The sequence below is a fragment of the Ancylobacter defluvii genome (assembly GCF_018390605.1).
Classification (GTDB): domain Bacteria; phylum Pseudomonadota; class Alphaproteobacteria; order Rhizobiales; family Xanthobacteraceae; genus Ancylobacter; species Ancylobacter defluvii.
The window spans coordinates 151454-175708 of record NZ_JAHBGD010000026.1 but is presented as its reverse complement, the minus strand read 5'-3'; the positions used below and the strand labels follow the sequence as shown (position 1 = coordinate 175708).

Below are 24255 nucleotides of genomic sequence, written 5' to 3'. Positions count from 1 at the left end.
GGACAGAACATGGCTGGACACGCAGCATCCCTGACCGTCGAGGCATCGAAGGCTCCTCTCGGCATCGCGCGCGTGGCGGTGGCGATCGACCGCGTCCTGGGCGGCGCCGTCGAGGCGGCGACAGCCGCGCTGGTGGCGATCGAGGTGATCGTCCTTGGGGTGGGCGTCGTCGCCCGCTACTGCTTCCACGCGCCGCTCGTCTGGTCGGACGAGCTGGCCTCGATCCTGTTCCTCTGGCTGTCAATGCTCGGCGCGGTGGTGGCGCTGCGGCGCGGCGAGCACATGCGGATGACCGGGCTCGTCAGCCGCGTGCCGCCGCGGCTGCGCGCGCTGTTGGAGGTGTTCGCATTGACCGCCTCGATCGGCTTCCTGCTGCTGATCCTGCCGCATGCGCTGGAATATGCGCAGGAGGAATCGTTCATCGTCACGCCGGCGCTGGAGATCTCCAATGCCTGGCGCGCCGCTGCCCTGCCGACCGGCATGGCATTGATGCTGGCTGCCGGCGGCCTGCGGCTCATGCGCTCCGGCACGTTCTGGCCGGTGGTCCTCGCCATCGTCCTGACCGCGCTGCTCATGCTCGCCTTCTGGCTGGCGGGGCCCGTGCTCAAGCCGCTCGGCAAGCTGAACCTGCTGGTCTTCTTCGTCGGCGTCGTCGCGACCAATGTCTTCGCCGGGGTCCCGATCGCCTTCTCCTTCGCGCTGGCGACCTTCGGCTACCTGTCGCTCACCACGTCGACGCCGATGCTGGTCATGGTGGGGCGCCTCGACGAAGGCATGAGCCATCTCATCCTGCTGGCGGTGCCGCTCTTCATCTTCCTCGGCGCATTGATCGAGATGACGGGCATGGCGCGTGCGATGATCCAGTTCCTCGCCTCGCTTCTGGGCCATGTGCGGGGCGGCCTGTCCTATGTGCTCATCGGCGCGATGTACCTGGTGTCCGGCATTTCCGGCTCGAAGATCGCCGACATGGCGGCGATCGCGCCCGTGCTGTTCCCGGAGATGAAAAAGCGCGGTGCCAAGCCCGGCGACCTATTGGCGCTGCTGTCGGCCACCGGCGCGCAGACCGAGACCATTCCGCCCTCCATCGTGCTGATCACCATAGGCTCCGTCACCGGCGTGTCGATCGCCGCGCTGTTCACCGGCGGCATGCTGCCGGCGCTGGTGTTGGGCGCGGCGCTGTGGATCGTGGTCTGGTGGCGCTATCGCGGCGAGGATCTGAGCCAGCTGGCACGGCCGACGGCGCCGGAGATCCTCAAGCTGGCGCTCGTCGCCGCGCCGGCCATAGCCTTGCCCTTCGTGATCCGCGCCGCCGTGGTCGAGGGCGTCGCCACCGCGACGGAGGTGTCCACCATCGGCATCGCCTATTCCGTTGTGGCCGGCTTGCTGATCTACCGCCGGTTCGACTGGCGCCGCCTGCCGCATATGCTGGTGGAGACCGCCTCGCTGACCGGTGCGATCATCTTCATCATCGGCTGCGCCACCGCCATGGCGTGGGGCCTCACCCAATCGGGTTTCTCGCAGGATCTGGCAAAGCTGATGGCGGGCGTTCCCGGCGGCACCTGGGGCTTCCTAGGCGTCTCGATCGTCGCCTTCATCATCCTCGGCAGCGTGCTGGAGGGCATCCCCGCCATCGTGCTGTTCGGCCCGCTGATGTTTCCCATCGCCAAGCAGGTGGGCGTTCACGAGGTCCACTACGCGATGGTGGTGATCTTCGCGATGGGGATCGGCCTGTTCGCCCCGCCCTTCGGCGTCGGCTACTACGGCGCCGCCGCCATCAGCAAGATCAACCCGGATGAAGGACTGAAGTTCATCTGGGGTTATCTGCTGGCACTTCTGCTTGGCCTGCTTCTGGTTGCGGCCGTGCCGTGGATCTCCATCGGCTTCCTCAATTCCTGATCCTCCTCTTTATCTCACAGCAAGAGAACGCATCCCATGAGCCGCTTCTTTGGCCAGATTCGTCAGGCCGGCTACGTCGTCCCGGATATCGAGGCGGCGATGGATTACTGGAGCCGGGTGCTCGGCATCGGTCCCTTCTTCTACAATCCAAGGGTTCCGATCCGGAACTATCGCTATAAGGGCGATCTCTACGAGCCGCACAACTCGGTGGCGCTGGCCAATTCCGGGCCGCTGCAGATCGAGCTGATCCAGTGCCGCAACGACGTGCCGTCCATGTACAGGGATTTCACCGATGCCGGCCTCACCGGCCTGCAGCACGTTGCCTACTGGACGTCGGACTACGACGCCGATCTTGAGCGGCTGCTGGTGCAGGGCTTTACCCCCGTCATGAGCGGCGAGGTCGGCGAGCGCGGCCGGTTCGTCTATTTCGACACCCATTATCATCCGGGGACGGTGATCGAGCTGTCGGAGGTCGCCGGTCCGAAGGGCGAGATGTTCCGCCTGATCCGGGAAGCGTCCGAAAGCTGGGACGGCACCGATCCGGTGCGGCCCTTCCCCGACCTCGCCCGGCTGGCCGGCAGCTCGGCGGCGGCATGACGCGAGGCCGGGCTTCCTCCCGGCCCGCCGAGACCAACGATGTCATTCCCGCCGGTTTCCGCCGCGGCGGGACAGCGGCTTGCGATGCCTGACCGGGAACGACCCGGCGAAGGGTAAACCCATGTCTATCCAAACTTTTTCCGAACGGTTCGACGCGAGCTATCTGATCGAGACGCCGCTCGATCCGGCCAGGGTCGCCGAGGTGATGGCCGGTGAGCAGTCCAGCGGCACCTTCACCCGCGTGGCCGGCGAGACCGACGAACTGCGTGCCCGGACCCGCGCGCTCGTCACTCGTGTCGACGAATTTGAAAGCGTCGGCGAGCCGAGCCTGCCCAACGCCTGGCTGGCGCGCAAGCGCGTGGACGGGCCGTGGCGCCGGGCCCGCGTGACGATCTCGTTCCCCACCGCCAATGTCGGGGCGAACCTGCCGACGCTGGCCTCCGTGGTCGCGGGCAATCTGTTCGACCTCGGCGAGGTCACGGGGCTCCGGCTTGAGAGCCTCGCATTGCCGGCCGGCTATCGCGCGCGCTTCCCGTTGCCGCGCCAGGGCATTGCCGGCACCCGCGCGCTCACCGGCGTCGCAAGCGGGCCGCTGGTCGGCTCGATCATCAAGCCGAATGTCGGGCTGAGCGCCGAGGAGACGGCAACGCTGGTCGCCGATCTCTGCGCGAGCGGCCTCGACTTCATCAAGGACGATGAGATCTCGGCCAATCCCGATCATGCCCCGCTGGTGCAGCGCGTGCCGGCGGTGATGGCGGCGGTGCGCCGGCATGCCGACCGGACCGGCAAGCAGGTCATGGTCGCCTTCAACATAACCGACGAGACCGATGCCATGCGCCGGCATGCCGACCTCGTGGCCCGCGAGGGCGGCACCTGCGTGATGGCCAGCCTGAACTGGTGCGGCTTCTCGGCCGTCGAGACCCTGCGCCGCTCGACCGATCTCGCGCTGCACGGCCATCGCAACGGCTATGGCGCCTTCTCGCGCCATCCCCTGCTCGGCATCTCCTTCCAGGCTTATCAGGTGCTATGGCGGCTCGCCGGCGTCGACCACATGCATGTCCATGGCGTGCAGGGCAAGTTCGCACAGGAGGACGAGGAAGTGGTCGCCTCGGCGAAGGACTGCGTGACCCCTCTCGCGCCGGGAATCGACGACCGCGTGCTGCCGGCCTTCTCCTCCGGCCAGTGGGCCGGCACGGCGCAGCCGACCTGGGACGCCATCGGCCATGACGATCTGCTGTTCATGGCGGGCGGCGGTATCCTCGCCCATCCCGGTGGGGCGAAGGCGGGCGTGGCGAGCATCCGCCAGGCCTGGGCGGCGGTCGCTGCCGGCGTGCCGCTCGACGAGGCGGCCCGGACGCATGCCGAACTCGGCCAGGCGCTGGCCTTCTTCGGCGGCAAGGCGGCGTGAGAGCGGCGATGGCGACACCAACGCCGCGATATGGCTGGTACGGCGACGACTTCACCGGCGCGACCGACACGCTGGCGACGCTGGCCGAACGCGGCTGGCGCGCGCTGCTGTTCCTGGGCCTCCCGACACCGGAGCAACTCACGGCGGCCGGACCGCTCGACGCCATCGGCATCGCCGGCGCCACCCGCACCATGGCGCCATCCGACATGGCGCGCGAGCTCGAGGCCGCAGGGCGCTTCTTTGCGGCGGCCGGTGTGGCGCTCCTGCATTATAAATGCTGCTCGACCTTCGACAGCGCGCCGCAGGTCGGCAGCATCGGGGCGGCGGTTGCCGCACTGCGGGCGTTTTTTCCCAATCCGCTGGTGCCGATCGTCGGCGGCCAGCCCAATCTCGGGCGCTATTGCCTGTTCGGCCAGCTGTTCGCCGCGGCCGGTGACGGCACGGTGCATCGCATCGACCGCCATCCTACCATGAGCCGGCACCCCGTCACGCCGATGACGGAGGCGGACCTGCGCCTCCACTTCGCCGCGCAGGGACTGGAGCGGGTCGGATTGGTCGACTACCGCACTCATGACGAGACATCCGGTACGATGCATCTGCCGGACGAGGCCGGCGTCGTGCTGTTCGATGTCGCCCGCGAGGCCGATCTGGTGGCGATCGGCCGGCTGGTGGCTTCGCGCATGGACGCACGGCCGATGCTGGCCGTCGGCCCCAGTTCGGTCGCCCGCGCCCTCGCCGGTGTCGGGGCTGAGATTGCCGGTAGCGGCGTCGATAGAGGCGTGTCGTATGGGCTACGGTCGAAGGGCCCGGTGCTTGCGCTGGTCGGTAGCCTGTCGCCGGTTACGCGCGGCCAGGTCGAGGCTACACACAGCTATGCGAGGCTCGCGGTTGATCCGGGCCGGCTCCTGTCCGACGAGGCTTACGGCCTGCACCTGCGGAACGAGGCAGTCGCAGCGCTCGGCCGAGGCGACGTGATGCTGGTTACCGATCGCCCGGACGGCTTGTCCGTCGAAGCGGGCGCGGTGGCGACGGCCACCGGCAAGATGCTCGCTGCCATCCTGGAGGAAGCACGACCGGCGCGGCTCGTCATCGCCGGCGGCGACACTTCGACCATGGCTGTGCGGGCCCTGCCGATCTGGGGACTTTCCTATCGGGCGGCCTGCGTTCCCGGCGCGCCGCTGTGCCGCGCGCATACCGATCATGAATGGCTCGATGGGCTGGAAATCATTCTGAAGGGCGGCCAGATGGGGCCGCGCGATTTCTTCGCCGCGGTGGGCGGGCAGTGAGTAACTCTTCGTGGCTCGTGCTTGAGCTATCATGGGGGACGGGAGCGATAACGACGCCGCCCTAATGGTCCTTGCGATCTGACACCTCGATGTCTTCCAGGATGGTCTTGACGCGGTCCGGCGATATGGCTCGGCGAAGATAGTTCGTCCACGCTGCGGCGACCTTGGTCGAGCGTAACACCTCGACGCTTTCCAACGTGACCGATGCGAGACGGAAATGGATCTTGGCGATCTGATCTGCCGGTAAGTACCATTTACCTATTTTGCTTTCGCTGATGCCATAGAAGCAAGCTGACAGGAGGATTTGCTCGGCGTATACTGCCTTTCAGATAGTCGCGGCACGTCCGTGATCTGTATTTCTTGGGCGCGTCCAATCGCGACTGATATTTCCTCGGGCAAGTCGTTCGGGAGGAATGGCGATGACGGTCCGGAATCCTGTTGAATGGAGCTTCGATCAGATCAGGCACACCTTCGGTGCTGTGAGATCGATGGAGCATGCTTTTCATTCCCCAGCGGAAGAAGCGGGACTGGTCGTCCCCCAGGTGCGGCGGATCACCGTCGCCGATCTCAAGGATGTGCTGATACGAGGATTCAGCGACTTCGGCGCCTATCGGACGGATGTCATGTTCATCTGCCTGATCTACCCGCTGGCCGGCCTGTTGATCGGGGCCGCGACGCTCGGCAACGGCCTCCTGCCTTTGCTGTTTCCGCTGGTCTCCGGCTTCGTGTTGATCGGCCCGTTTGCCGCCGCCGGGCTCTATGAGATGAGCCGGCGCCGTGAGCAGGGCCAATCGGTTACCTGGACCGATGCCTTCGGCGTGTTCAACTCGCCCTCGCTCGCCGCCATCATCGAACTCGGCTTGCTGCTGGTCGGCATCTTCCTGGTCTGGCTGCTCGTGGCGATGGGGATCTATCGGATGACGCTGGGCCCCGAGCTGCCGGAATCGGCGTCGGCCTTCATCGCCGCGGTCTTCACCACCAGACCGGGCTGGGCGCTGATCGTGCTCGGCGTCGGTGTCGGTTTCCTGTTCGCGGTGGCGGTGCTGGCCATAAGCGCCGTGTCCTTCCCGCTGCTGCTCGACCATCGGGTCGGCGTGTCGGTCGCGGTGCGCACCTCGGTCCGCGCCTTCATGGTCAATCCGGTGCCCATGCTCACCTGGGGCTTCATCGTCGCCGGCGGGCTGGTGCTGGGCTCCCTTCCGCTGCTGGTCGGCCTCGTCGTGGTGATGCCGGTGCTCGGTCATGCCACGTGGCATCTCTATCGCAAGGTCGTCCAATAGGAACGCACAGTAACGGGGATCGCAGATCGAACGGCGGCCAAGGATATATGTGATGCATGTCGTCCTGGTTCTTGTTCTGGTGGCCATCGGCTCCGTTCTGTTTCATTTCCTGAGTCCATGGTGGTGGACGCCAATCGCGTCGAATTGGCAGTATATCGACGACACCATCATCATCACCTTCTGGATCACCGGCGTCGTTTTCGTCGCCGTGTTGCTGTTCATGGCTTATTGCGTCTGGCGCTTCCGCCACCGCGAGGGTCATAAGGCGGCTTTCGAGCCGGAGAACCGCAGGCTCGAAACCGGCCTCACCGTCATCACCGGCCTCGGGGTCGCGGCCATGCTGGCGCCCGGCCTGTTCGTGTGGAACCATTTCATCACCGTTCCGCCGGACGCCTCAGAGATCGAGATCGTCGGCCAGCAATGGCAATGGAGCTTCCGGCTGCCGGGCAAGGACGGCAAGCTCGGCAGGAGCAGCATCGACAGTATTGCCGACGATAATCCGCTTGGACTGGACAAGAACGATCCCGACGGCCGGGACGACGTCGTCGTGCAGAGCGAGGATCTTCATCTGCCGATCGGCAAGCCGATCAAGGTGGTGCTGCGCTCCACCGATGTGCTGCATAATTTCTACGTGCCGGAGTTCCGGGCCAAGATGGACATATTGCCGGGCTCCAGCACCTATTTCTGGCTCACCCCGACACGCACCGGCACGTTCGACATCCTCTGCGCGGAACTCTGCGGCACCGGCCATCCCTATATGCGCGGATCGGTCGTGGTCGAGGAGCAGCTTTCCTATGACGTCTGGCTAGATAGCCAGCAGAGGCGGATGGTCGCGCAGCAGGACGGAACGAAAGGTCAGAAGGGCGAAGTCGAGGTGCAACAATAGGCAAGGCGACCTTGCCGAGGGAGGGTGTCGATGGTCGATGTTCCGCTTGGCGTGGGCGGCGTGCCGCCCGCCGAAGTCGAAGATGTCGAGCTCTACCATCCGAAGAGCTGGGTGACGCATTATGTGTTCAGCCAGGACGCGAAGATCATCGCCGTGCAATATTCCGTCACCGCGCTGTCGATCGGTCTGGTCGCGTTGATGCTGTCCTGGCTGATGCGAGTGCAGCTGGCATTCCCCGGCGCGCTCTCCTTCATCGACGCCGATGCCTATTACCAGCTCATCACCATGCACGGTATGATGATGGTGGTCTATGTGCTGACCGCGCTGTTCCTCGGCGGCTTCGGCAATTACCTGATCCCCTTGATGCTCGGCGCGCGGGACATGGTGTTTCCCTATGCCAACATGCTGAGCTTCTGGTTCTATCTGCTGGCGGTCGTGGTGCTGTTCGCCAGCTTCGCGGTGCCGGGCGGGCCGACAGGCGCCGGCTGGACGCTCTATCCACCTCAGTCGATTACCGCCGGCACGCCGGGTCTCGCCTGGGGCATCATCATGATGCTCGTCTCGCTGATGATCTTCATCATCGGCTTCACCATGGGCGGCCTCAACTACGTGGTCACCGTGCTGCAGGGCCGCACCCGCGGCATGACGCTGATGCGCATGCCGCTCACCGTGTGGGGCATCTTCACCGCCAGCGTGATGGCGCTGCTCGCCTTTCCCGCCTTGTTCGTCGGCGCCGTGATGATGCTGTTCGACCGGCTGCTCGGCACCAGCTTCTTCATGCCGGAGATCATCGAGCAGGGCGCGCGCCTGCCTTATGGCGGCGGCAGCCCGATCCTGTTCCAGCACCTGTTCTGGTTCTTCGGCCACCCAGAGGTCTATATCGTCGCGCTGCCGGCCTTCGGCATCGTCTCCGACCTCATCAGCGTCCATGCCCGGCGCAACATCTTCGGCTACCGGATGATGGTATGGGCGATCGTGGCGATCGGCGCGCTCAGTTTCGTGGTGTGGGCGCACCACATGTATGTCAGCGGCATGAACCCCTATTTCGGGTTCTTCTTCGCGACCACCACCCTGATCATCGCGATACCGACCGCGATCAAGGTCTATAATTGGGTGCTGACGCTGTGGCGCGGGGACATCCACCTCACCGTACCCATGCTGTTCGCGCTCGCCTTCATCGTCACCTTCGTCAATGGCGGGCTGACGGGGCTGTTCCTCGGCAATGTGGTGGTGGACGTGCCGCTGTCCGATACCATGTTCGTCGTCGCCCATTTCCACATGGTAATGGGCGTGGCACCGATCCTGGTGATCTTCGGCGCCCTGTATCACTGGTATCCGAAGGTGACCGGGCGGCTGCTCAACGTGCCGCTCGGACAGTTGCATTTCTGGGTCACCTTCCTCGGTGCCTATCTGATCTTCTTCCCGATGCATTATCTCGGGCTGATGGGCGTGCCGCGGCGCTATTACGAGATGGGCGAGACCGCGATCTATCCGCAGTCGGCTCACGACCTGAACATCTTCATCACGGTGACGGCGCTGCTGGTCGGGGCGGCGCAGTTCGCCTTCGTGTTCAACCTGATCTGGAGCCTGCGCCATGGGCGCGAGGCTGGCGGCAATCCGTGGCGCGCCTGCTCGCTCGAATGGCAGACTTCGGCGACGCCGCCGCCGCACGGCAATTTCGGCAAGGAACTGCCGATCGTCTACCGCTGGGCCTATGACTACAATGTCCCCGGCGCGCCGGAGGACTTCATCCCGCAGAATCAGCCGCCGCTGGCCGGCGAGATCGCGAGCCGGGCACCATGATCATCGTCGTCGCCTTCCTCGCCATCGTCATCGTCATCGCCGCCTGGTGGCTGTCGACGCAGCGGATCATGTCCAAGCCCTGGCTGGAGATCGGCTTCATCGACGAGCTACCGGGCGTACGCCCGCCGCCGACGAAGATCGGGCTCGGCATCTTCCTGGCGGTGGCCGGCGTGCTGTTCGCGCTCTCCATCAGCGCCTATTCGATGCGGCTGCAGTCCGCCGACTGGTGGCCGCTGCCGGCGCCGCGGCTGCTCTGGTTCAACACCGGCCTGCTCATCCTCGCCGGTGCCGCGCTGGAATGGACCAAGAGGCAATCCCGCCATGCGGACCTCGATGGCGTGCGCTTCGGGCTGATCGCTGCCGGCGTCTTCACGCTCGCCTTCGTCATCGGCCAGCTGGTGGTCTGGCGCGAACTGGTGGGGGAGGGCTATTTCCTCGCCGCCAATCCCGCCAATGCCTTCTTCTATCTGATGACCGGACTGCACATGCTGCACGTGCTGGGCGGGCTCGTCGCGCTGGCGCGCGTCACGTTTCGCGCGTTCGGCAGCTACGAAGGCCGCGGCGAGCGGGACAGGCTGCGGCTCGGCCTCGAGCTGTGCGCCATTTACTGGCACTTCCTGCTCGTCGTGTGGCTGGTCCTGTTTGCGCTGATCGCCGGCTGGGCCGGCGAATTCTTCGAGATCTGTCGTCAAGCGTTGAGCTGAAGATGTCCTGAGCCGAAGGAGCGATCTATGGTCCAGATCTCGCTGAGGAACGAGGTGGACGAGGCCCGGCAATCCTCCGGCCTTGCCAGCATCGCCGCCGATCTGGCGTCCGACCAGCGGGCGTTCAAGAACGTCTCCTGGGGGAAGGCCATGATGTGGATCTTCCTGTTGAGCGACACCTTCGTCTTCAGCTGCTTCCTGATCTCCTACATGACGGCGCGCATGTCGACGACGGTGCCATGGCCCAATCCCAGCGAGGTGTTCGCGCTGGAGATCGGCGGCACGTCATTCCCGCTGCTCCTGATCGCCATCATGACCTTCGTGCTGATCAGCAGCAGCGGCACCATGGCGATGGCAGTGAATTATGGCTACCGGCGCGACCGCGTCACCACCGCCATGCTCATGCTGGCAACGGCGGTGCTGGGCGCCGCCTTCGTCGGCATGCAGGCCTTCGAATGGACCAAGCTGATCCATGAGGGCGTCCGGCCGTGGGAGAATCCGTGGGGCGCCGCGCAGTTCGGCTCCAGCTTCTTCATGATCACCGGTTTCCACGGCACGCATGTGACCTTCGGCGTGATCTTCCTCATCGTCATTGCACGCAAGGTGTTGCGCGGAGATTATGACGTAGGGAGGCGCGGCTTCTTCACCAGCCGGAAGGGGAACTACGAATCCGTCGAGATCATGGGACTTTATTGGCACTTCGTCGATCTGGTCTGGGTGTTCATCTTCGCCTTCTTCTATCTGTGGTGAGCAAAATGACCCATGTTGCAACCCATGACAGCGCGCACCATCCGATCCGGCTTTATCTGATGGTGTGGGGCTGGCTGTTCGTGCTCAGCGCCTGCTCCTACATGGTCGACTATTTCCATCTGCAGGGGCATCTCAGATATTCGCTGATCCTGCTGTTCATGATGCTCAAAGCGGGGCTGATCGTCGCCGTCTTCATGCACATGGCCTGGGAGCGGCTGGCCCTGATCTATGCCATCCTGCTGCCGATCGGCGCGGTGCTGGTCTTCGTCGTCATCATGGTACTGGAGTCCGACTACACGCTGTTGAGCCGCACCCTTCATCCCGGCCTGTTGTGAGCGGGTGACGAGATCGGGTTGAAATTGCCGCCTTGGCCAACGATTTTCATGGGAGTTGAAAGTCGAGGACCATGCCATGGGCCAGTCAGCGCAGCACTATCTCGTCTTCGAAACGGCGGGCGGCTATTGCGGCATCGCCTGGAGCGATGCCGGCATCACCCGTTTCCAGCTGCCGACGCACAGCGCCGAGGCGACCGAGCACAATCTGCTGCGGCGCGTGCCGGAGGCCATACCCGGCACGCCTCGCGGCGAGATCGACGAGGCGGTCGCCGCGGTGAAGCGCTATTTCGCCGGCGAGGCGGTCGATTTTTCGCGCTTTACGCTCGACCTCGGCGATCAGGACGATTTTTTCCGGCAGGTGTACGACACGGCGCGGCAGGTCGGCTGGGGCGAGACCACGACCTATGGCACGCTGGCGCGGCAGCTCGGCGTCGGACCGGAAGCGGCGCGCGATGTCGGGCAGGCCATGGCGAAGAATCCGGTGGCGCTGCTCATTCCCTGCCACCGTGTGCTCGCGGCCGGCGGCAAGGTTGGCGGCTTCTCTGCCCCGGGCGGCTCCGCCACCAAGATCCGCATGCTGGAGATCGAGGGCGTCCATGTCGGTCGGCCACCACAGGCGCAACAGTCTTTCGGGTTCTGAACGATACCGACTGGCCGCCACGCGGCGCGGATGCCGAAGCGGATCAGGAAGCCATTCCGGCACTTGCTACATGGCGGCGGCGTGATGGCGCGCTCGCGCTTGGCTCGTCAGCTCGCAGACAACGCGGACACCAACTACCTGCAGATCGATCCAAACAGCTTGGATCCACAACTATCGATTTTGTTTCACGCCGCTGAATTTGGAACTTTCCCACACCTTCTTATCGGCCATCTGCCTCGCAGCCAACTTCATCTTCAGGATCTCATCAATGTGTCCTGAACTTAGCCGGCCGATAATGAAGTAATAATGAGGCGTGAAGATTGAATATGCGAGTATTTACTTCGTAATAGAATACAGTGACGAGTGGCTTCGGCGGGCGCGGACGTGGTGCAGATGGTCATGGACCCTGAGGCTCATCGAGGTTCGACTGATGAAGCGCCGCGAGGGCTTTCAACGCCCTGTGCAAGGTCACGCGAACGCCCGTCTCGCTCATGCGCAGGCGGGCGGCCGCTTCCCGGGTTGTGCAGCCTTCGATGCTGACGGCCTGAACAACAGCACGCTGACGATCCTTCAGTCTGTCGATCAAGCTCCCGATGTGGACAGCAGGTGAATTGTCGACCTGCTCCTCGGCGGCGAGCACTTCGGTGAGGTCGTCGATGGGGACGGTAAGCCGAACCGACCGGCGCAGCATATCGATCAGCTTGTTGCGGACGATGACCGAAATCCATGGCGTGATGGGCCGTGCCGGGTCCCATGTCCTGCGCTTCAGATGGATCGCTAGCAACGCTTCCTGAACGACGTCTTCAGCATCGCTGACGGGTGCCCCGTATTGGGCACAGTTCTTGCGGGTCACGGCACGCAGATGCGGCGTCACCGAGTGCAGAAACCGGCGATACGCATCAGCGTCGCCCGCTAGTGCAGCGCGCATGTCGGCGGCCCACTCACTCTCGCGATCCGCCTGTGTCACATACGCCTCGTACGCGCTCCGCCAGCTCTTACCGGGCTATTTTATAATGCCCAATCTATTCTCCGGGAGGGGTGCGGCGATAGCGTGACCGCTATTCTTATCGGGTGTACCCGCAAACGGATCGCTTGGCACCGGGCATTTCAGAGAGTCGGGCGCTAACTGGACAGGGGAGGGGGCCGCCGCAGCAGCGTTGCCTGCTCGAAGGCATAAGCGAAGGCCAAAATGGCCGCGTCCGTGTCGATCGCAGCCCCGACAATGTCGACCGCGATGGGGCGCCCGTCCTCAAGGAAACCGGCGGGAACCGTGACAACCGGAAGGCCCATCTCATTGATCTCGGTGCCGACGACCTGATCGCCGAGATAGGCCAGGGTATCACCGCCGATATCGGGAAGCGGGTTGACCGAGCGGGGGAAGAAAAGGGCATCGATCCGCTTGTCGCGCAGGATCGCCTCGTAGTGCGCGCGCAAGGCGGCCGCCTGCTCGATGACCGCCACCATGCCGGCATCTTCAGCGCCGACATTGATGGTCGCGCTCGACAGAAGCCCGTGCAGGGGAGCGGTGGTGGCCACACCGATCTCGAAGCCGGCGCGCTCCCTGAAAGCCGATCGCGACGCGGGGTTGGAACCGCCGAGAGCACCCAGGAAGGCGTCCACACCAGCGAGATAGGAGTTCGTGCCGACGAACGAGGTCCGGCTCTCCCAACGTGCCCGCCAGTCGGTATCGGCAAAGACTACGGGGACGAGTTCGGCGCCGAGCCCTGTCAGCACCTCGGTCATGACGTGATAATGTTCGGCGACCGCAGGATGCAGGTCGGGCGCCCATTGGCCGGGCTCGAACAGTCCGATCCGCGCTCCCTTGAAGGCATGGGCATCCAGGGCGGACACGAAATCCGGCCTGCCGGCGCGACGCGCGGTTCGCGGATCGGCGGATGCCGGCCCGGCCAGGACGTCCATCAGAATCGCCACATCGGACACGGTCTTGGCGATGGGTCCCGCAACGTCGTGATGACTGGACAGGCCCGGAAAGACGCCGTCGATCGGCACCATGCCAAAGCTCGGCTTCAGGCCGACGAGACTTTGGGCCGAGGCCGGAAACAGAATGGAGCCGGCCGTGTCGGTACCCAGCGATGCGATGCCAAATCCGGCCGCGACGCCCGCCGCGCTTCCCGTGCTCGACGCCCCCGGCGCGAACCGAGCGTCGTATGGGTTGAGCGTATCGCCATTATAGCTCGAATCGGCGCGCAGCCCGTCTAGGCCGAAATCGGGCAGATTGCTCTTTCCGACAATCAGCGCGCCGGCCTGCTTGAGCCTCGACACCACGCTGGCATCGCGCTCGGGTACGAGGTCGATGCCGTTGAAGACCCCGCCGGATGGGTCGACGACCCGATCATCTGAGGCAAAGCCCGCATAGCCGGCCGTGGTCCGCACGCCCGCAACGTTCATGTTGTCCTTGATGATGATGGGCACCCCATGGAGGGGGCCCTTTCTCACTCCGGCCCTCCACTCTGCGTCGACCTGTGCGGCATCCTCCATGAGCGCCATGTTCACGCTGATGAAGGCATTTAGATACGGCTCCAGCCGGGCGATCCGCGCCAGACAAGCCGCCGCGACAGCCGAAGCGGAGAAGCGTCCTGCCTCATAGCCAGCCCGCAGGTCGGGAATGGTCCAGCCGATCATGTCGATCTCGGCGGAGGGAAGCGGGAAGGCCGGAAGCCTGAGATGCCTCATGTGCGAAACGCCATGTCGGATGAAAGGATGCTCTCAAATTAAAACGTTCGTTCTAAAAATAAGCAAGAGGAGATCGTGCCTCGCGTGACAGTCTCAGCGCCGCGTTTCGCTCGTGCCCTTCATCTTCCGGACGACGGTGGACTGGCTCACCCCGAGATGGCGCGCCGCGGCTCGCGTGGTGGAGAAGCGTTGCAGAGCGCCCCTGATGAGAGCGGCTTCAAAGCGGCGGACCTGTTCGTCGAGGCCCAGTCCCTCAACGCCAAGCCGCTCGACACCCGGCTCTTCGGGGCGTTCGACAGCCGGCGGCGGCGTCGGGACAATCGCCAGTTCCTCGACCTCGATCACCGCGCCGGGCGATGTCACCACGAGCCGTTCGACCAGATTGCGCAACTCGCGGATGTTTCCGGGCCAGTCATAGGCGACCAGCGCCAGCGCGGCGGCATGGGAAAACTTCTTGTGGGTACGATATTGCGCGTTGAAGCCGGAAAGCGCCTGACGGACAAGCGGCAGAATATCCTCGCGCCGCTCACGCAGCGGCGGCACTACCACCGGCACCACATTGAGACGGTAGAACAGATCCGCGCGAAAGGTCGAGGCCTCGACCGCGCGACCTAGATCGCGGTTGGTGGCGGCCACGATGCGGATGTCGAGCGGCATGGAGCGGGTGGAGCCGAGCCGCGCGACGGTCCGGTCCTGTAGCACGTGCAGCAGCTTCACCTGCATGTCGAGCGGCAGCTCTCCGATCTCGTCGAGAAACAGCGTGCCGTGATTGGCCAGCTCCAGCATGCCAGGCTTGCCGTTCTTGTGTGCCCCGGTGAACGCGCCGGCCTCATAGCCGAAGAGTTCGGATTCGATGAGGTCGCGCGGGAGCGCTCCGCAATTGATCTTGATGAAGGCGGCGTTGGCCCGCGCACTCTCACGGTGCACGAGGCGGGCGAACACTTCCTTACCGACACCTGATTCGCCGGTTAGCAGTACGGTGGCATCCGAGGCCGACACCCGCCGCAGCAGATCGGCGATCCGTCGCGTCGCTTCGCCATGGAACACCGGGCCGTCCGGCGGCAAACCTTCCTGGCGCAGCTGTGCGACTTCGGTCTCAGCTCGCGCCAGATTGTGACGAATGCGTGAAAGCTCGGCCTGCAACTGATCGAGTTCGGTCGTATCCCGGGAATTGATGATCACGCGCCGCACCCGCCCGTCATCGTCGAAAAGTGGTGTGCCGGTCGCGAGAATGGTCTTGCCGGTATGGGTACGCTGGATTGCGGTCACACGCTGGCCGGTGGCGATGACGCGCGGGGCGATGACCGGGCGGATAAGTCCATCCGCCTCCAGTTCGACGACCAGCCGGCCGACCACGTCCTCCGCGCGAAAATCGTAATTGCGCTCGCAGCCGGGATTGACCAGCAGCGTGCGCCCCTCGCCATCCGCGACGAAGATTCCGTCGAACGAATTGCGAATGATCTCGCTGAAATCGCTCTCGGTCAGCGGCAGATCCGGCATAGCTGCCGAGGGATGGATGGGCAGGCGCATGGCATTTTTTCCGATGCAACATCGTATCAATCGATGCATTTTTGCATCGATTGAAATGGGGCCGTTTCAGATAACTGTTTGATGTTACTTAGATTGTGAAACTGGCACACAAGTTGCGCAATGGACGACGAGCCAGATTGCGGCGCCACTCCGCAGGACAAAGGCCCATAACAAGACCAAAGGAAACGCCGAATGACAATCCAGTCCGTCCCGGTGCGCGCACCGGCCATGGGGACTTCGCCGCCCTCCTCCGCTCTCACGCCCCGCATGCCCGAGTGGCGTGCGCGGACCGAAGGTACGACCTTCCGCCGCCTGATCCAGACCAAGCGCCAGATCATCGGCTGGCTGCTCGGCCTCTCGCTCGGCTTCTTCTTTCTGACACTGCTGCTGGCCGGCTATGCCCGCCCGTTCATGTCCGCCAAAGCCTTCGGCGCGCTGAATGTCGGCTATGTGCTTGTCATCGCCATCTATCTCGTGACCTGGGGCGCCGCCCTGCTCTACACGCTCGCGGCCCATCGCATCTTCGACCCGCTCGCCGCCGCCGCCCGCCACGCCGCCATGCGGGAGGGCACGCGATGAAACTGCTCTCGCTCTCCATCTTCGTGGTGATCATCGCGATCACCCTCGGCATCACCTATTGGGCCGCGCAGCGCACCCGCACCGCCAGCGATTTCTATACCGCGCATGGCAATCTCGGGCCGGTGCAGAACGGCTTCGCGCTCGCCGGTGACTGGATGAGCGCGGCAGCCTTCCTCGGCTTCTCCGGCCTCGCCGCACTCTATGGCATGGACGGGTCGCTCTATGCCGCTGGCGCGCTCGTCGCCTTCCTCGCCATCCTGATGCTGGTGGCCGAGCCGATCCGCAACACCGGCCGTTTCACGCTCGGTGACGTCATCGCCTTCCGCATGCAGCGCCCGCAGGCCCGGCTGGCGGCGGTGCTCGGCACGGTGGTGGTGAGCCTCGCCTATCTGGTCCCGCAGATGGCGGGCGGGGCGGCCCTGATCAAACTGCTGCTCGGCGTGCCCTACGCGATCTCGATCGTCGGCGTCGGCGTCGGCATGCTCGTCTATGTCGTGTTCGGCGGCATGCTGGCCACGACGTGGGTGCAGATCATCAAGGCCGTCCTGCTGCTCGGCACCGCCATCGTGCTGGTCGCCCTGCTGCTCGCGCAGTTCGGCTTTGATCCTCTCGCCGTGTTCGCGGCCGCGGAAGAGCGCTACGGGCCGCAGATACTGGCACCGGGCAACTATCTCAAGCACCCGCTGGACCAGCTCTCGCTCGGGCTGAGCTTCGCCTTCGGCACCGCCGGCCTGCCGCACGTCATGACCCGCTTCTACACCGTCCCCGACGCCCAGACGGCTCGGCGCTCGGCGGTGTGGCTGATGTTCCTCGCCGGCGCCTTCTTCCTCGTGACCACCTTGATCGGCCTTGGCTCGGCGGCTCTGGTCGGACAGGACGTCATCCGCGCCGCCGACAAGGGTGGCAATCTCGCTTTGCCGCTGCTGGCGCAGTATCTCGGAGGCGGTCACGGCAGCATTGGCGGGGAGATCTTTCTTGCCGTCGTGGTCGCCGTGGCCTTCGCCACCATCCTGGCCGTCGTGGCGGCGCTGACGCTCTCTACCTCCAGCGCGATCGCGCATGATCTTTATGTGAACGTCATGCGCGGCGGGCAGGTCAGCGAGGGTGAGCAGGTGAAGGTGGCGAGGATCGCGACCCTGGCGGTGGGCGCGTTCGCCATCCTGTTCGGCCTGCTGGCGCAGGGCATCAACGTCGCGGTGCTGGTCATCCTGGCGATCTCGATCGCTGCCAGTGCGAATTTCCCGGTGATCGTGCTGTCGCTGTTCTGGCGTCGCTTCAACACCGCCGGCGTTGTGGCGGGCATGACGGCGGGGCTGGTCTCCTCGGTGGTGCTGGCGATGATCGGGCCGGCCTTCATGGGCGCCGACGCGCTGTTTCCGATTGTGAACCCCGCCGTTGCCAGCGTCCCGATCGGCTTTCTCGGCGCCATCCTCGGCGCGCTTCTGTCCCGGCGGGATCCGGTTTCGGAAGCGCAGTTCGATGAAGTCATCTTCCGGGCGAATACCGGCCTGCGCGACGACGCGTCGACCGGCCCCGCCCACCACTGAAAATGAGATATGACATGATCAAAGCCGTTGTCTTCGACGCCTATGGAACGCTGTTCGACGTCCAGTCGGTCGCCGACGCGACCGAGCGCGCCTATCCCGGATATGGCGAGTACATCACCCAGATCTGGCGGCAGAAGCAGCTGGAATATAGCTGGCTGCGCTCGCTCATGGGGCGTTACCAGGATTTCTGGAGCGTGACGCAGGAAGCCCTGGCCTACACGTTGAACACACTCGGCCGCGAGCCAGACGCCGCGTTCCTCTCCGAGATGGCAGACGCCTATAACCGGCTTCTGCCTTATCCCGACGCGGCTCAGTGCCTGAAGGACCTCGCCCCGCTCCGGCTGGCCATCCTCTCCAACGGCGCGCCGGGCATGCTTCAGCGTCTCGTCGCCAATGCCGGTTTTGCCGAGCTGTTCGACGAGGTGATCAGCGTCGATTCCAAGGCGGTCTTCAAGCCCCATCCTCGTGCCTACGAGATGGTGGAGGAAGCACTCGGGGTGAAGCCGGAGAACGTACTGTTCGTGTCGTCCAACGGTTTCGACGTCGGCGGCGCGAAGAATTTCGGCTTCCGAGTCGCCCGCATCGCCCGTTTGTCAACGCAGAAACTGACGCGCGAACTCGAGGCGCGCCCGATCACGCCTCTGACCATGTTCAAGGCGCTCAGGATGCAGGAGGAGACCTACGCCGAATCGGCGGATTTCGAGGTGCAGACGCTCTCCCAATTGCGGCAGCTGGTCCGCGCTGAGCAGGTGGAACCGATGCGGACCTCTGGCAGTCGTTTCTGACGCACGTCGATGCAAGGGGAGTACCGGGACAAGACGACACGCAGACGCGAGCGGATCGGCATCGCCGCCGCCGCCCTGCTTGTCACGGCCTCGGTCTTCGCCCTGCATGTCGTGGCGCGGACATTCGGGACGGCGCTGGCGGCCTTTCCCTTCGCCACAACCCTTGTCCTCGTGTGCGGCGCGCCGGGCAGCCCGCCCTCCAGCACCCGCGCCATTGTCGGTGGTCACCTGATTTGCGGGGTGGTGGCGCTATGCGGCCACCAGCTCTTGCCGAACTCGGAACTCGCAACGGCCGGCATGGTCGGGATCGCGCTGGCCCTGATGATGGCGCTGCGCTGCTTTCACCCGCCGGCGGAGATCACCCCGCTCATCGCCGCACAGTTCCATCCGGGCTGAAGCTTCCTGTTCTGGCCGGTGTTGACTGGCGCCCTGCTCGCGGCGCTTCTGGCGCGCTGCCTTGAGGCGATCTCGCTCTTCCGGCGGTCCGGCGATGCCACGCATCCGCCGGCGTCGGCCGCCGCCGCCGTGCCGGACGCCGGCCACGCCAAAAAATAGAACCCTGCTGTAACGAAGTCGGGGCCCCCTGCGTAGAGGACACATGACACATCCGGCCGCTGGCCGGGACGCATCAGGTTTGACTCTGGCCGCTCTACCAACCGCAGGTTCCATGGACGACCGCCCCTCCCGCCGTTTTCTGCCCCGCACCGTGACCACTCGCGCGCTCGGCGTCGGGCGGCCGCCGTCGACCGCACTGACACCTTCGATCGACATGAGCACCACCTATGTGCGGGATCCCGATAACGGATACAGCTCCGGCCACGTCTACGGCCGCAAGGACAACGCTACGGTCCAGCAGGCCGAGCGGCAGGTCGCCGAGCTCGAACATGCGCGGGATGCCCTGCTGTTCGGCTCGGGCATGGCGGCGGCGACGGCCGTCTTCACTGCACTGCCACCAACCCACATTGTGGCGCCGCGCGACATGTACTGGGGTCTGCGCGTGTGGTTGCAATCCGCCCATCGTTACGGTCACGAAGTGAGCTTCGTCGATATGTCGAGGCTCGACGAGGTCCGATCCGCCCTCCGCATCGGCAAGACTGGCTTGGTCTGGATCGAAACCCCGAGCAACCCGCTCTGGACCGTGACCGATATCTCCGCCGTGTCGGATCTCGCCCACCGAGCCGGCGCGATGGTCTGCGCCGATTCCACCGTCGCCACGCCTGTCCTGACCAACCCGCTCGTCTTCGGCGCCGACATCGTGATGCACTCCGCGACAAAGTATCTCAACGGCCATTCGGATGTGGTCGCGGGCGCCCTGGCGAGTGCTGACCGTTCGGAACTCTGGCTGCGCATCAAGGACATGCGTGACCAGCAGGGGGCCGTGCTCGGCTCGTTCGACGCCTGGCTGCTGACGCGCGGCCTGCGCACGCTCGACCTGCGCGTGAAGGAACAGAGCCGCAGCGCTGCCTGGATCGCCGAGCAGCTGCGCGGACACCCGGCGGTTGGCGCCGTCCTCTATCCCGGACTGCCGGACCACCCCGGCTACGCCGTTGCCACACGGCAGATGCCTAATGGTTTTGGCGGCATGTTGTCGCTGCGCCTGCGTGGCGGGGTCGCGGCAGCCATCACCGCCGCCGCCCAGGTCCAGCTGTGGCGCCGGGCCACCTCCTTCGGCGGCATCGAAAGCCTCATCGAGCATCGAGCCTCGATCGAAGGCGAAGGCTCGCCCTGCCCGGACGACCTCCTGCGGCTTTCCGTTGGCCTTGAAGACCCGAGCGACCTGTATCGCGACCTTGCCGACTCGCTCGACCTTCTGACCCACATGTGAGGATACGGATCATGTCGACTGTCGCAGTGGCCATCATCTGCAAGACGCCTGCGCCGGGCAAATCCAAGACCCGCCTGTCGCCACCCTTGCGCCCCGAGGAATGCGCGGAAATCTCCGCCTGCTTCATTGCCGACCTTTCCGCCACCATCGCGGAGCTTGCCGCTGAGGGCGATGCGGAGGGTTATGCCGTCTACACGCCGGCAGGATCGGAAGGGGCGTTGACCCGGCTGCTCCCGCCCGACTTCGGCCTCGTGCTGCAAGGTGACGGCGATCTCGGCCAGCGGCTGGACAAGGGTATCGCCGACCTGCTCGCGCTCGGACATGTAGGCGCCATCCTCGTCAATTCCGACAGCCCCACCCTGCCGAAGGCGGTGCTGCGGCAGGCGGTCGACCTGTTGAAAGATGGAGACCGGGTGGTGCTGAGCCCGGCGCTGGACGGCGGCTATACCTTTGTCGGGCTCTCCCGGCCGCATCCGCACCTGTTTGCGGACATTCCCTGGAGTACGCCGGAGGTGTACCGCCTGACGCTGGAACGCGCCCGCGACATTGCGCTGCCGGTCGTCGAACTCGCGCCCTGGTACGACGTAGACGACGCAGCATCCTATGCTCTGCTGGAGCGGGAACTGGATGGGCTGCCGCTGACCTTCGCACCGGCCGGTCTCGTGCGTCAGCCCGCGGCACGCACCGCCGCATTCGTGCGGCGCCGACGCGCCGCCCTGGCTGCGACGCAGCACGCGCAGGCAGGTGCGGCATGACGGGACCGAACCCTCTCCGCCGCGTCACCGTCGTCATTCCCTGCCTGGACGAGGAAGAAGCCATTGCAGCGGTGGTGCGCGAGGTGCTCGCCGAGGGTGTCGGCGAGGTGCTCGTCGTCGACAACGGCTCGCGTGACCGGACGACTGAGCGGGCCGCGGCCGCGGGAGCCCGCGTGGTGATGGAGCCGGTGCGCGGCTATGGCCGCGCCTGCGCGGCCGGGCTCGCAGCGGTCGGCGCCGAAAGCGATATCGTCTGCTTCCTCGATGGCGATGGCAGCGACGTACCCGCGTTTCTCCCTTCGGTCGTCGCGCCGGTGGCGGATGGCGTGGCGGATTTCGTCATGGGCTCGCGGCTGCGCGGACGGCGCGAACCCGGTTCCATGACCCCCCAGCAGCTCGTGGCGGGCCGGATTGCGGGCGTGCTGCTGCGCCTGACCTATGGCGTGCGCTTCACCGACATGTCGCCGCTGCGGGCGATGCGGACCGACCGCCTCCTCACGCTGGGCATGAGCGAGCAGACCTATGGCTGGAATCTGGAAATGCAGATGCGCGCGGCGGGCGCCGGCCTGCGCTGCCTGGAAGTGCCGGTCGACCATCGCTGCCGGCGCGGTGGACAGTCGAAGGTCTCCGGCAATCTCGCCGCCGGGCTGAGCGCGGCCTGGAAGATATCCTCCACCTTCATACGCCTGGCACGACACCAGCGCGCGGGGCGCAGCTCCGAGCCGGCGGTGGTTCCCGTGGCGCGTCGCTGACCGATCAGGAGAAAGTCATGCACATCCTCCTCACCGGCGCCGCCGGCTTCATAGGCCGGCACGTACTCGCCCAGTTGCTTGACCGTGGCCATGAGGTGCGGGCGCTCGATTCCCTGCGGCCGGACGTGCATCGTTCCGGCGCCGCATGGACGACACCCCGCGGCGTTGAAGCATGGGTGGGGGATATGCGCGACGCGGCCTTTGTGGCGAAGGCTGTGGACGGGGTCGATGCCGTCATCCATCTAGCCGCCAAGGTCGGCCTTGGCGTCGATATCGGCGACATGCCGGACTATGCGTCCTCCAATGACGTCGGCACCGCCGAACTGCTCGCCGCCATGGCGCGCGCGGACGTGTCGCGACTGACGCTGGCCAGTTCGATGGTGGTGTATGGCGAGGGCTTCGGCCGCTGCCCCGAGCATGGCTCCGTGCGGCCCGGCCCACGGCTTGAAAGCGCACTCGCCGCCGGTGATTTCGAGCCGCCCTGCCCGATCTGCGCCCGCCCGCTCGCCGTAGGGCTGGTGGATGAGGAGACGTCTTTCGACCCGCGCAACGCCTATGCGACCAGCAAGGCGGCGCAGGAATTCTACGCCGCCAACTGGGCGCGGGCGACGGGCGGCTCGGCGGCGATGATGCGCTACCACAATGTCTACGGTCCCGGCATGCCGCGCGACACGCCCTATGCCGGTGTCGCCTCGATCTTCACCTCCGCGCTGCGGCGAGGCGAGGCGCCGCGGGTGTTCGAGGACGGCCGGCAGCGGCGCGACTTCGTGCATGTGCGGGACGTGGCGGCCGCGACCGTGCGTGCCTGCGAGCGGCCGGTCGAAGGCGTGCGAGCCTACAATGTCGGCTCCGGCACCCCACGCACCGTGGGCGACATGGCGCACGCGCTGGCGCGTGCGCTGGACGGCCCGGCGCCGATTGTGACCGGCCAGTACCGGCTCGGCGATGTCCGCCACATAACCGCCGATTCGTCCCGGCTGCGGCGCGAGCTCGGCTGGACGCCTGCGGTCGGTTTCGCCGATGGCATGACCGAACTGGCCGCCCTGTCGGGGGAAGAACCGGCGCGACCGCGCACGGCGCTGGCATGACGCGGAACTCTGTGATCGGCCTGATTCTGGCCAGCGTCGCCCTCAACGCGCTCGCGCAGATATTGCTGCGGATCGGGGCAAGATCCGCCGTCCAGTCGGGGAGCGCTTCGGTGCTCGCCGGCTTCGCGGAGCTGGCATTCCGCCCCGCCATTCTGGCGGGGCTGGCCTGCTACGGATTCAGCCTTCTTACGTGGCTCTACGTCCTGGGCCGCATCGAGGTCTCCTTTGCCTATCCTTTCCTCGCACTTGGATTCGTACTGGTGGCGCTGGCGGGCTGGCAGTGGCTTGGGGAACCGATGTCGCCCGCCCGCGCGACCGGGATCGGCATCATCCTTGTTGGTGTGTTCGTATTGGCGCGGAGCTAGCGGGATTTCCTCGCTGAGCCTATCTAGGTGATCCGCCGAGATCCCCTGAGACATCGCGAAGGCACGGGCGGGGAGAACCCATCCGCGCATCGGGAGTGCGAACATGAAAACGGACGATCTCATTGATCTGCTCGCCAAGGACGCGGCGCCGCAATGGCCGTTCCGTACGCTTTACATCGCTGCGCTGTGCTGCGGCATTGTCCTCGCCGGTGTGCTGTTCTTCACGACGGTCGGTCTGCGGCCGAACCTCGTGCAGGCGGCCGAGAACTTCCGTTTCCCGCTCAAATTCGCACTGATGCTGCCATTGGCGATGGGCGCGGCGGGGGTGGCGCTGGCGCTGGCGCAGCCGGCCGCCGGCAGTGGCGTCTGGCGATGGCTCGTCGTTGCTGCATCGGCACTTGCGGTCGGTGCGATCGCAAGTGAACTCTATGTGCTTCCCTCCGAGCTCTGGATGACCAATCTGGTCGGCCATAACGCTGCTTTCTGCCTACGGACCATCCCCATGTTGGCAATGGGCCCCCTGCTGTGCCTGCTGTTCGTGCTTCGCCGGGGCGCGCCGACCCACCCCGGTCGCACCGGGGCATGGGCCGGATTGGCGGCAGGCGCGATCGGTGCGACCTGGTACGCGGCGCACTGCCCGGATGACAGCCCGCTCTTCGTCGCCGTCTGGTACAGCCTGGGCATACTGGCGATGACGCTTGCCGGCTATGCGGGCGGCCGAAGGCTGCTGCGCTGGTAGCCATGTCGTTC

The 24255-nt window shown here is 65.5% G+C and carries 25 protein-coding genes; 22 read left to right on the top strand and 3 right to left on the bottom strand.

The genetic code is table 11. The annotated features are described in order from the left end of the window. Positions 1 to 9 precede the first annotated feature (9 nt). The 12 genes from KHC24_RS21720 to KHC24_RS21665 all read left to right on the top strand — a co-directional run bounded on the left by KHC24_RS21720 (position 10) and on the right by KHC24_RS21665 (position 11864). Entirely contained in the window at positions 10 to 1896 is a 1887-nt protein-coding gene (locus KHC24_RS21720) for a TRAP transporter large permease (protein ID WP_213365681.1), read from the top strand. A 36-nt stretch (positions 1897 to 1932) separates the two neighbouring features. Further along, the gene (locus KHC24_RS21715) at positions 1933 to 2493 is read left to right on the top strand and encodes a VOC family protein (protein WP_213365678.1); all 561 of its coding nucleotides are present in this window, start codon (positions 1933 to 1935) and stop codon (positions 2491 to 2493) included. Between the two features lie 121 nt (positions 2494 to 2614). Continuing rightward, positions 2615 to 3901, top strand: a complete 1287-nt coding sequence (locus KHC24_RS21710) for a ribulose-bisphosphate carboxylase large subunit family protein (protein WP_213365675.1) — start codon at positions 2615 to 2617, stop codon at positions 3899 to 3901. A gap of 8 nt (positions 3902 to 3909) precedes the next feature. After that, positions 3910 to 5187: a four-carbon acid sugar kinase family protein gene (locus KHC24_RS21705; protein WP_213365672.1), complete on the top strand. Its 1278-nt coding sequence runs from the start codon at positions 3910 to 3912 to the stop codon at positions 5185 to 5187. 488 nt (positions 5188 to 5675) lie between these two features. Then, positions 5676 to 6467, top strand: a complete 792-nt coding sequence (locus KHC24_RS21700) for a DUF2189 domain-containing protein (protein ID WP_246547414.1) — start codon at positions 5676 to 5678, stop codon at positions 6465 to 6467. Between the two features lie 52 nt (positions 6468 to 6519). Beyond that, positions 6520 to 7353 (top strand): cytochrome c oxidase subunit II, encoded by an 834-nt coding sequence (locus tag KHC24_RS21695; RefSeq protein WP_213365666.1) that lies wholly within the window; start codon positions 6520 to 6522, stop codon positions 7351 to 7353. A 30-nt stretch (positions 7354 to 7383) separates the two neighbouring features. After that, on the top strand, positions 7384 to 9156 hold the full coding sequence (locus tag KHC24_RS21690) for a cbb3-type cytochrome c oxidase subunit I (RefSeq protein WP_213365663.1): 1773 nt from the start codon (positions 7384 to 7386) through the stop codon (positions 9154 to 9156). Continuing rightward, positions 9153 to 9860 (top strand): cytochrome c oxidase subunit 3, encoded by a 708-nt coding sequence (locus KHC24_RS21685; protein ID WP_213365660.1) that lies wholly within the window; start codon positions 9153 to 9155, stop codon positions 9858 to 9860. The genes KHC24_RS21690 and KHC24_RS21685 overlap by 4 nt, the downstream gene beginning before the upstream one ends. 27 nt (positions 9861 to 9887) lie before the next feature. After that, a complete protein-coding gene (locus tag KHC24_RS21680) occupies positions 9888 to 10610 on the top strand; it encodes a heme-copper oxidase subunit III family protein (protein ID WP_213365657.1) in 723 nt (240 codons plus the stop codon). Positions 10611 to 10615: 5 nt separating this feature from the next. Beyond that, on the top strand, positions 10616 to 10945 hold the full coding sequence (locus KHC24_RS21675) for a cytochrome C oxidase subunit IV family protein (RefSeq protein WP_213365654.1): 330 nt from the start codon (positions 10616 to 10618) through the stop codon (positions 10943 to 10945). A gap of 76 nt (positions 10946 to 11021) precedes the next feature. Then, on the top strand, positions 11022 to 11585 hold the full coding sequence (locus tag KHC24_RS21670; protein WP_213365651.1) for a methylated-DNA--[protein]-cysteine S-methyltransferase: 564 nt from the start codon (positions 11022 to 11024) through the stop codon (positions 11583 to 11585). 30 nt (positions 11586 to 11615) lie between these two features. Beyond that, positions 11616 to 11864, top strand: a complete 249-nt coding sequence (locus KHC24_RS21665; protein WP_213365648.1) for a hypothetical protein — start codon at positions 11616 to 11618, stop codon at positions 11862 to 11864. 118 nt (positions 11865 to 11982) lie between these two features. On the opposite strand, the gene KHC24_RS21660 is transcribed toward KHC24_RS21665, so the two are convergent. From KHC24_RS21660 to KHC24_RS21650, 3 genes are all read right to left on the bottom strand, one after another. Then, on the bottom strand, positions 11983 to 12552 hold the full coding sequence (locus KHC24_RS21660) for a sigma-70 family RNA polymerase sigma factor (RefSeq protein WP_213365645.1): 570 nt from the start codon (positions 12550 to 12552) through the stop codon (positions 11983 to 11985). Positions 12553 to 12707: 155 nt separating this feature from the next. Beyond that, positions 12708 to 14228, bottom strand: coding sequence for an amidase (locus KHC24_RS21655; protein WP_213365642.1), 1521 nt, complete (start codon positions 14226 to 14228; stop codon positions 12708 to 12710). 144 nt (positions 14229 to 14372) lie between these two features. Beyond that, a complete protein-coding gene (locus tag KHC24_RS21650; protein WP_213365639.1) occupies positions 14373 to 15809 on the bottom strand; it encodes a sigma-54 interaction domain-containing protein in 1437 nt (478 codons plus the stop codon). 192 nt (positions 15810 to 16001) lie between these two features. Between KHC24_RS21650 and KHC24_RS21645 the strand changes: the two genes are divergently transcribed. The 10 genes from KHC24_RS21645 (at position 16002) to KHC24_RS21600 (ending at position 24244) form a co-directional block, all read left to right on the top strand. Continuing rightward, complete coding sequence (locus KHC24_RS21645) at positions 16002 to 16388, top strand: DUF485 domain-containing protein (RefSeq protein WP_213365636.1); 387 nt, start codon at positions 16002 to 16004, stop codon at positions 16386 to 16388. Then, complete coding sequence (locus KHC24_RS21640; RefSeq protein WP_213365633.1) at positions 16385 to 17935, top strand: solute symporter family protein; 1551 nt, start codon at positions 16385 to 16387, stop codon at positions 17933 to 17935. Before KHC24_RS21645 ends, KHC24_RS21640 begins: the two co-directional genes overlap by 4 nt. 14 nt (positions 17936 to 17949) lie before the next feature. Continuing rightward, entirely contained in the window at positions 17950 to 18720 is a 771-nt protein-coding gene (locus KHC24_RS21635; RefSeq protein WP_213365631.1) for a haloacid dehalogenase type II, read from the top strand. Positions 18721 to 18729: 9 nt separating this feature from the next. After that, positions 18730 to 19116, top strand: coding sequence for an HPP family protein (locus KHC24_RS21630; RefSeq protein ID WP_213365628.1), 387 nt, complete (start codon positions 18730 to 18732; stop codon positions 19114 to 19116). A gap of 271 nt (positions 19117 to 19387) precedes the next feature. Next, positions 19388 to 20545, top strand: a complete 1158-nt coding sequence (locus KHC24_RS21625) for a trans-sulfuration enzyme family protein (RefSeq protein ID WP_213365625.1) — start codon at positions 19388 to 19390, stop codon at positions 20543 to 20545. 11 nt (positions 20546 to 20556) lie between these two features. Next, positions 20557 to 21300, top strand: a complete 744-nt coding sequence (locus tag KHC24_RS21620) for a TIGR04282 family arsenosugar biosynthesis glycosyltransferase (protein ID WP_213365622.1) — start codon at positions 20557 to 20559, stop codon at positions 21298 to 21300. After that, positions 21297 to 22052 carry a glycosyltransferase family 2 protein gene (locus KHC24_RS21615; protein ID WP_213365619.1) on the top strand — a complete coding sequence of 252 codons (756 nt, stop codon included), beginning with the start codon at positions 21297 to 21299 and terminating at the stop codon, positions 22050 to 22052. Before KHC24_RS21620 ends, KHC24_RS21615 begins: the two co-directional genes overlap by 4 nt. Positions 22053 to 22069: 17 nt before the next feature. Further along, entirely contained in the window at positions 22070 to 23140 is a 1071-nt protein-coding gene (locus KHC24_RS21610) for an NAD-dependent epimerase/dehydratase family protein (RefSeq protein ID WP_213365616.1), read from the top strand. Positions 23141 to 23151: 11 nt separating this feature from the next. After that, positions 23152 to 23505, top strand: a complete 354-nt coding sequence (locus KHC24_RS21605) for a DMT family transporter (RefSeq protein ID WP_213365615.1) — start codon at positions 23152 to 23154, stop codon at positions 23503 to 23505. Positions 23506 to 23608: 103 nt separating this feature from the next. Then, positions 23609 to 24244 carry an NrsF family protein gene (locus KHC24_RS21600; protein ID WP_213365612.1) on the top strand — a complete coding sequence of 212 codons (636 nt, stop codon included), beginning with the start codon at positions 23609 to 23611 and terminating at the stop codon, positions 24242 to 24244. The last annotated feature ends 11 nt before the right edge of the window (positions 24245 to 24255 follow it).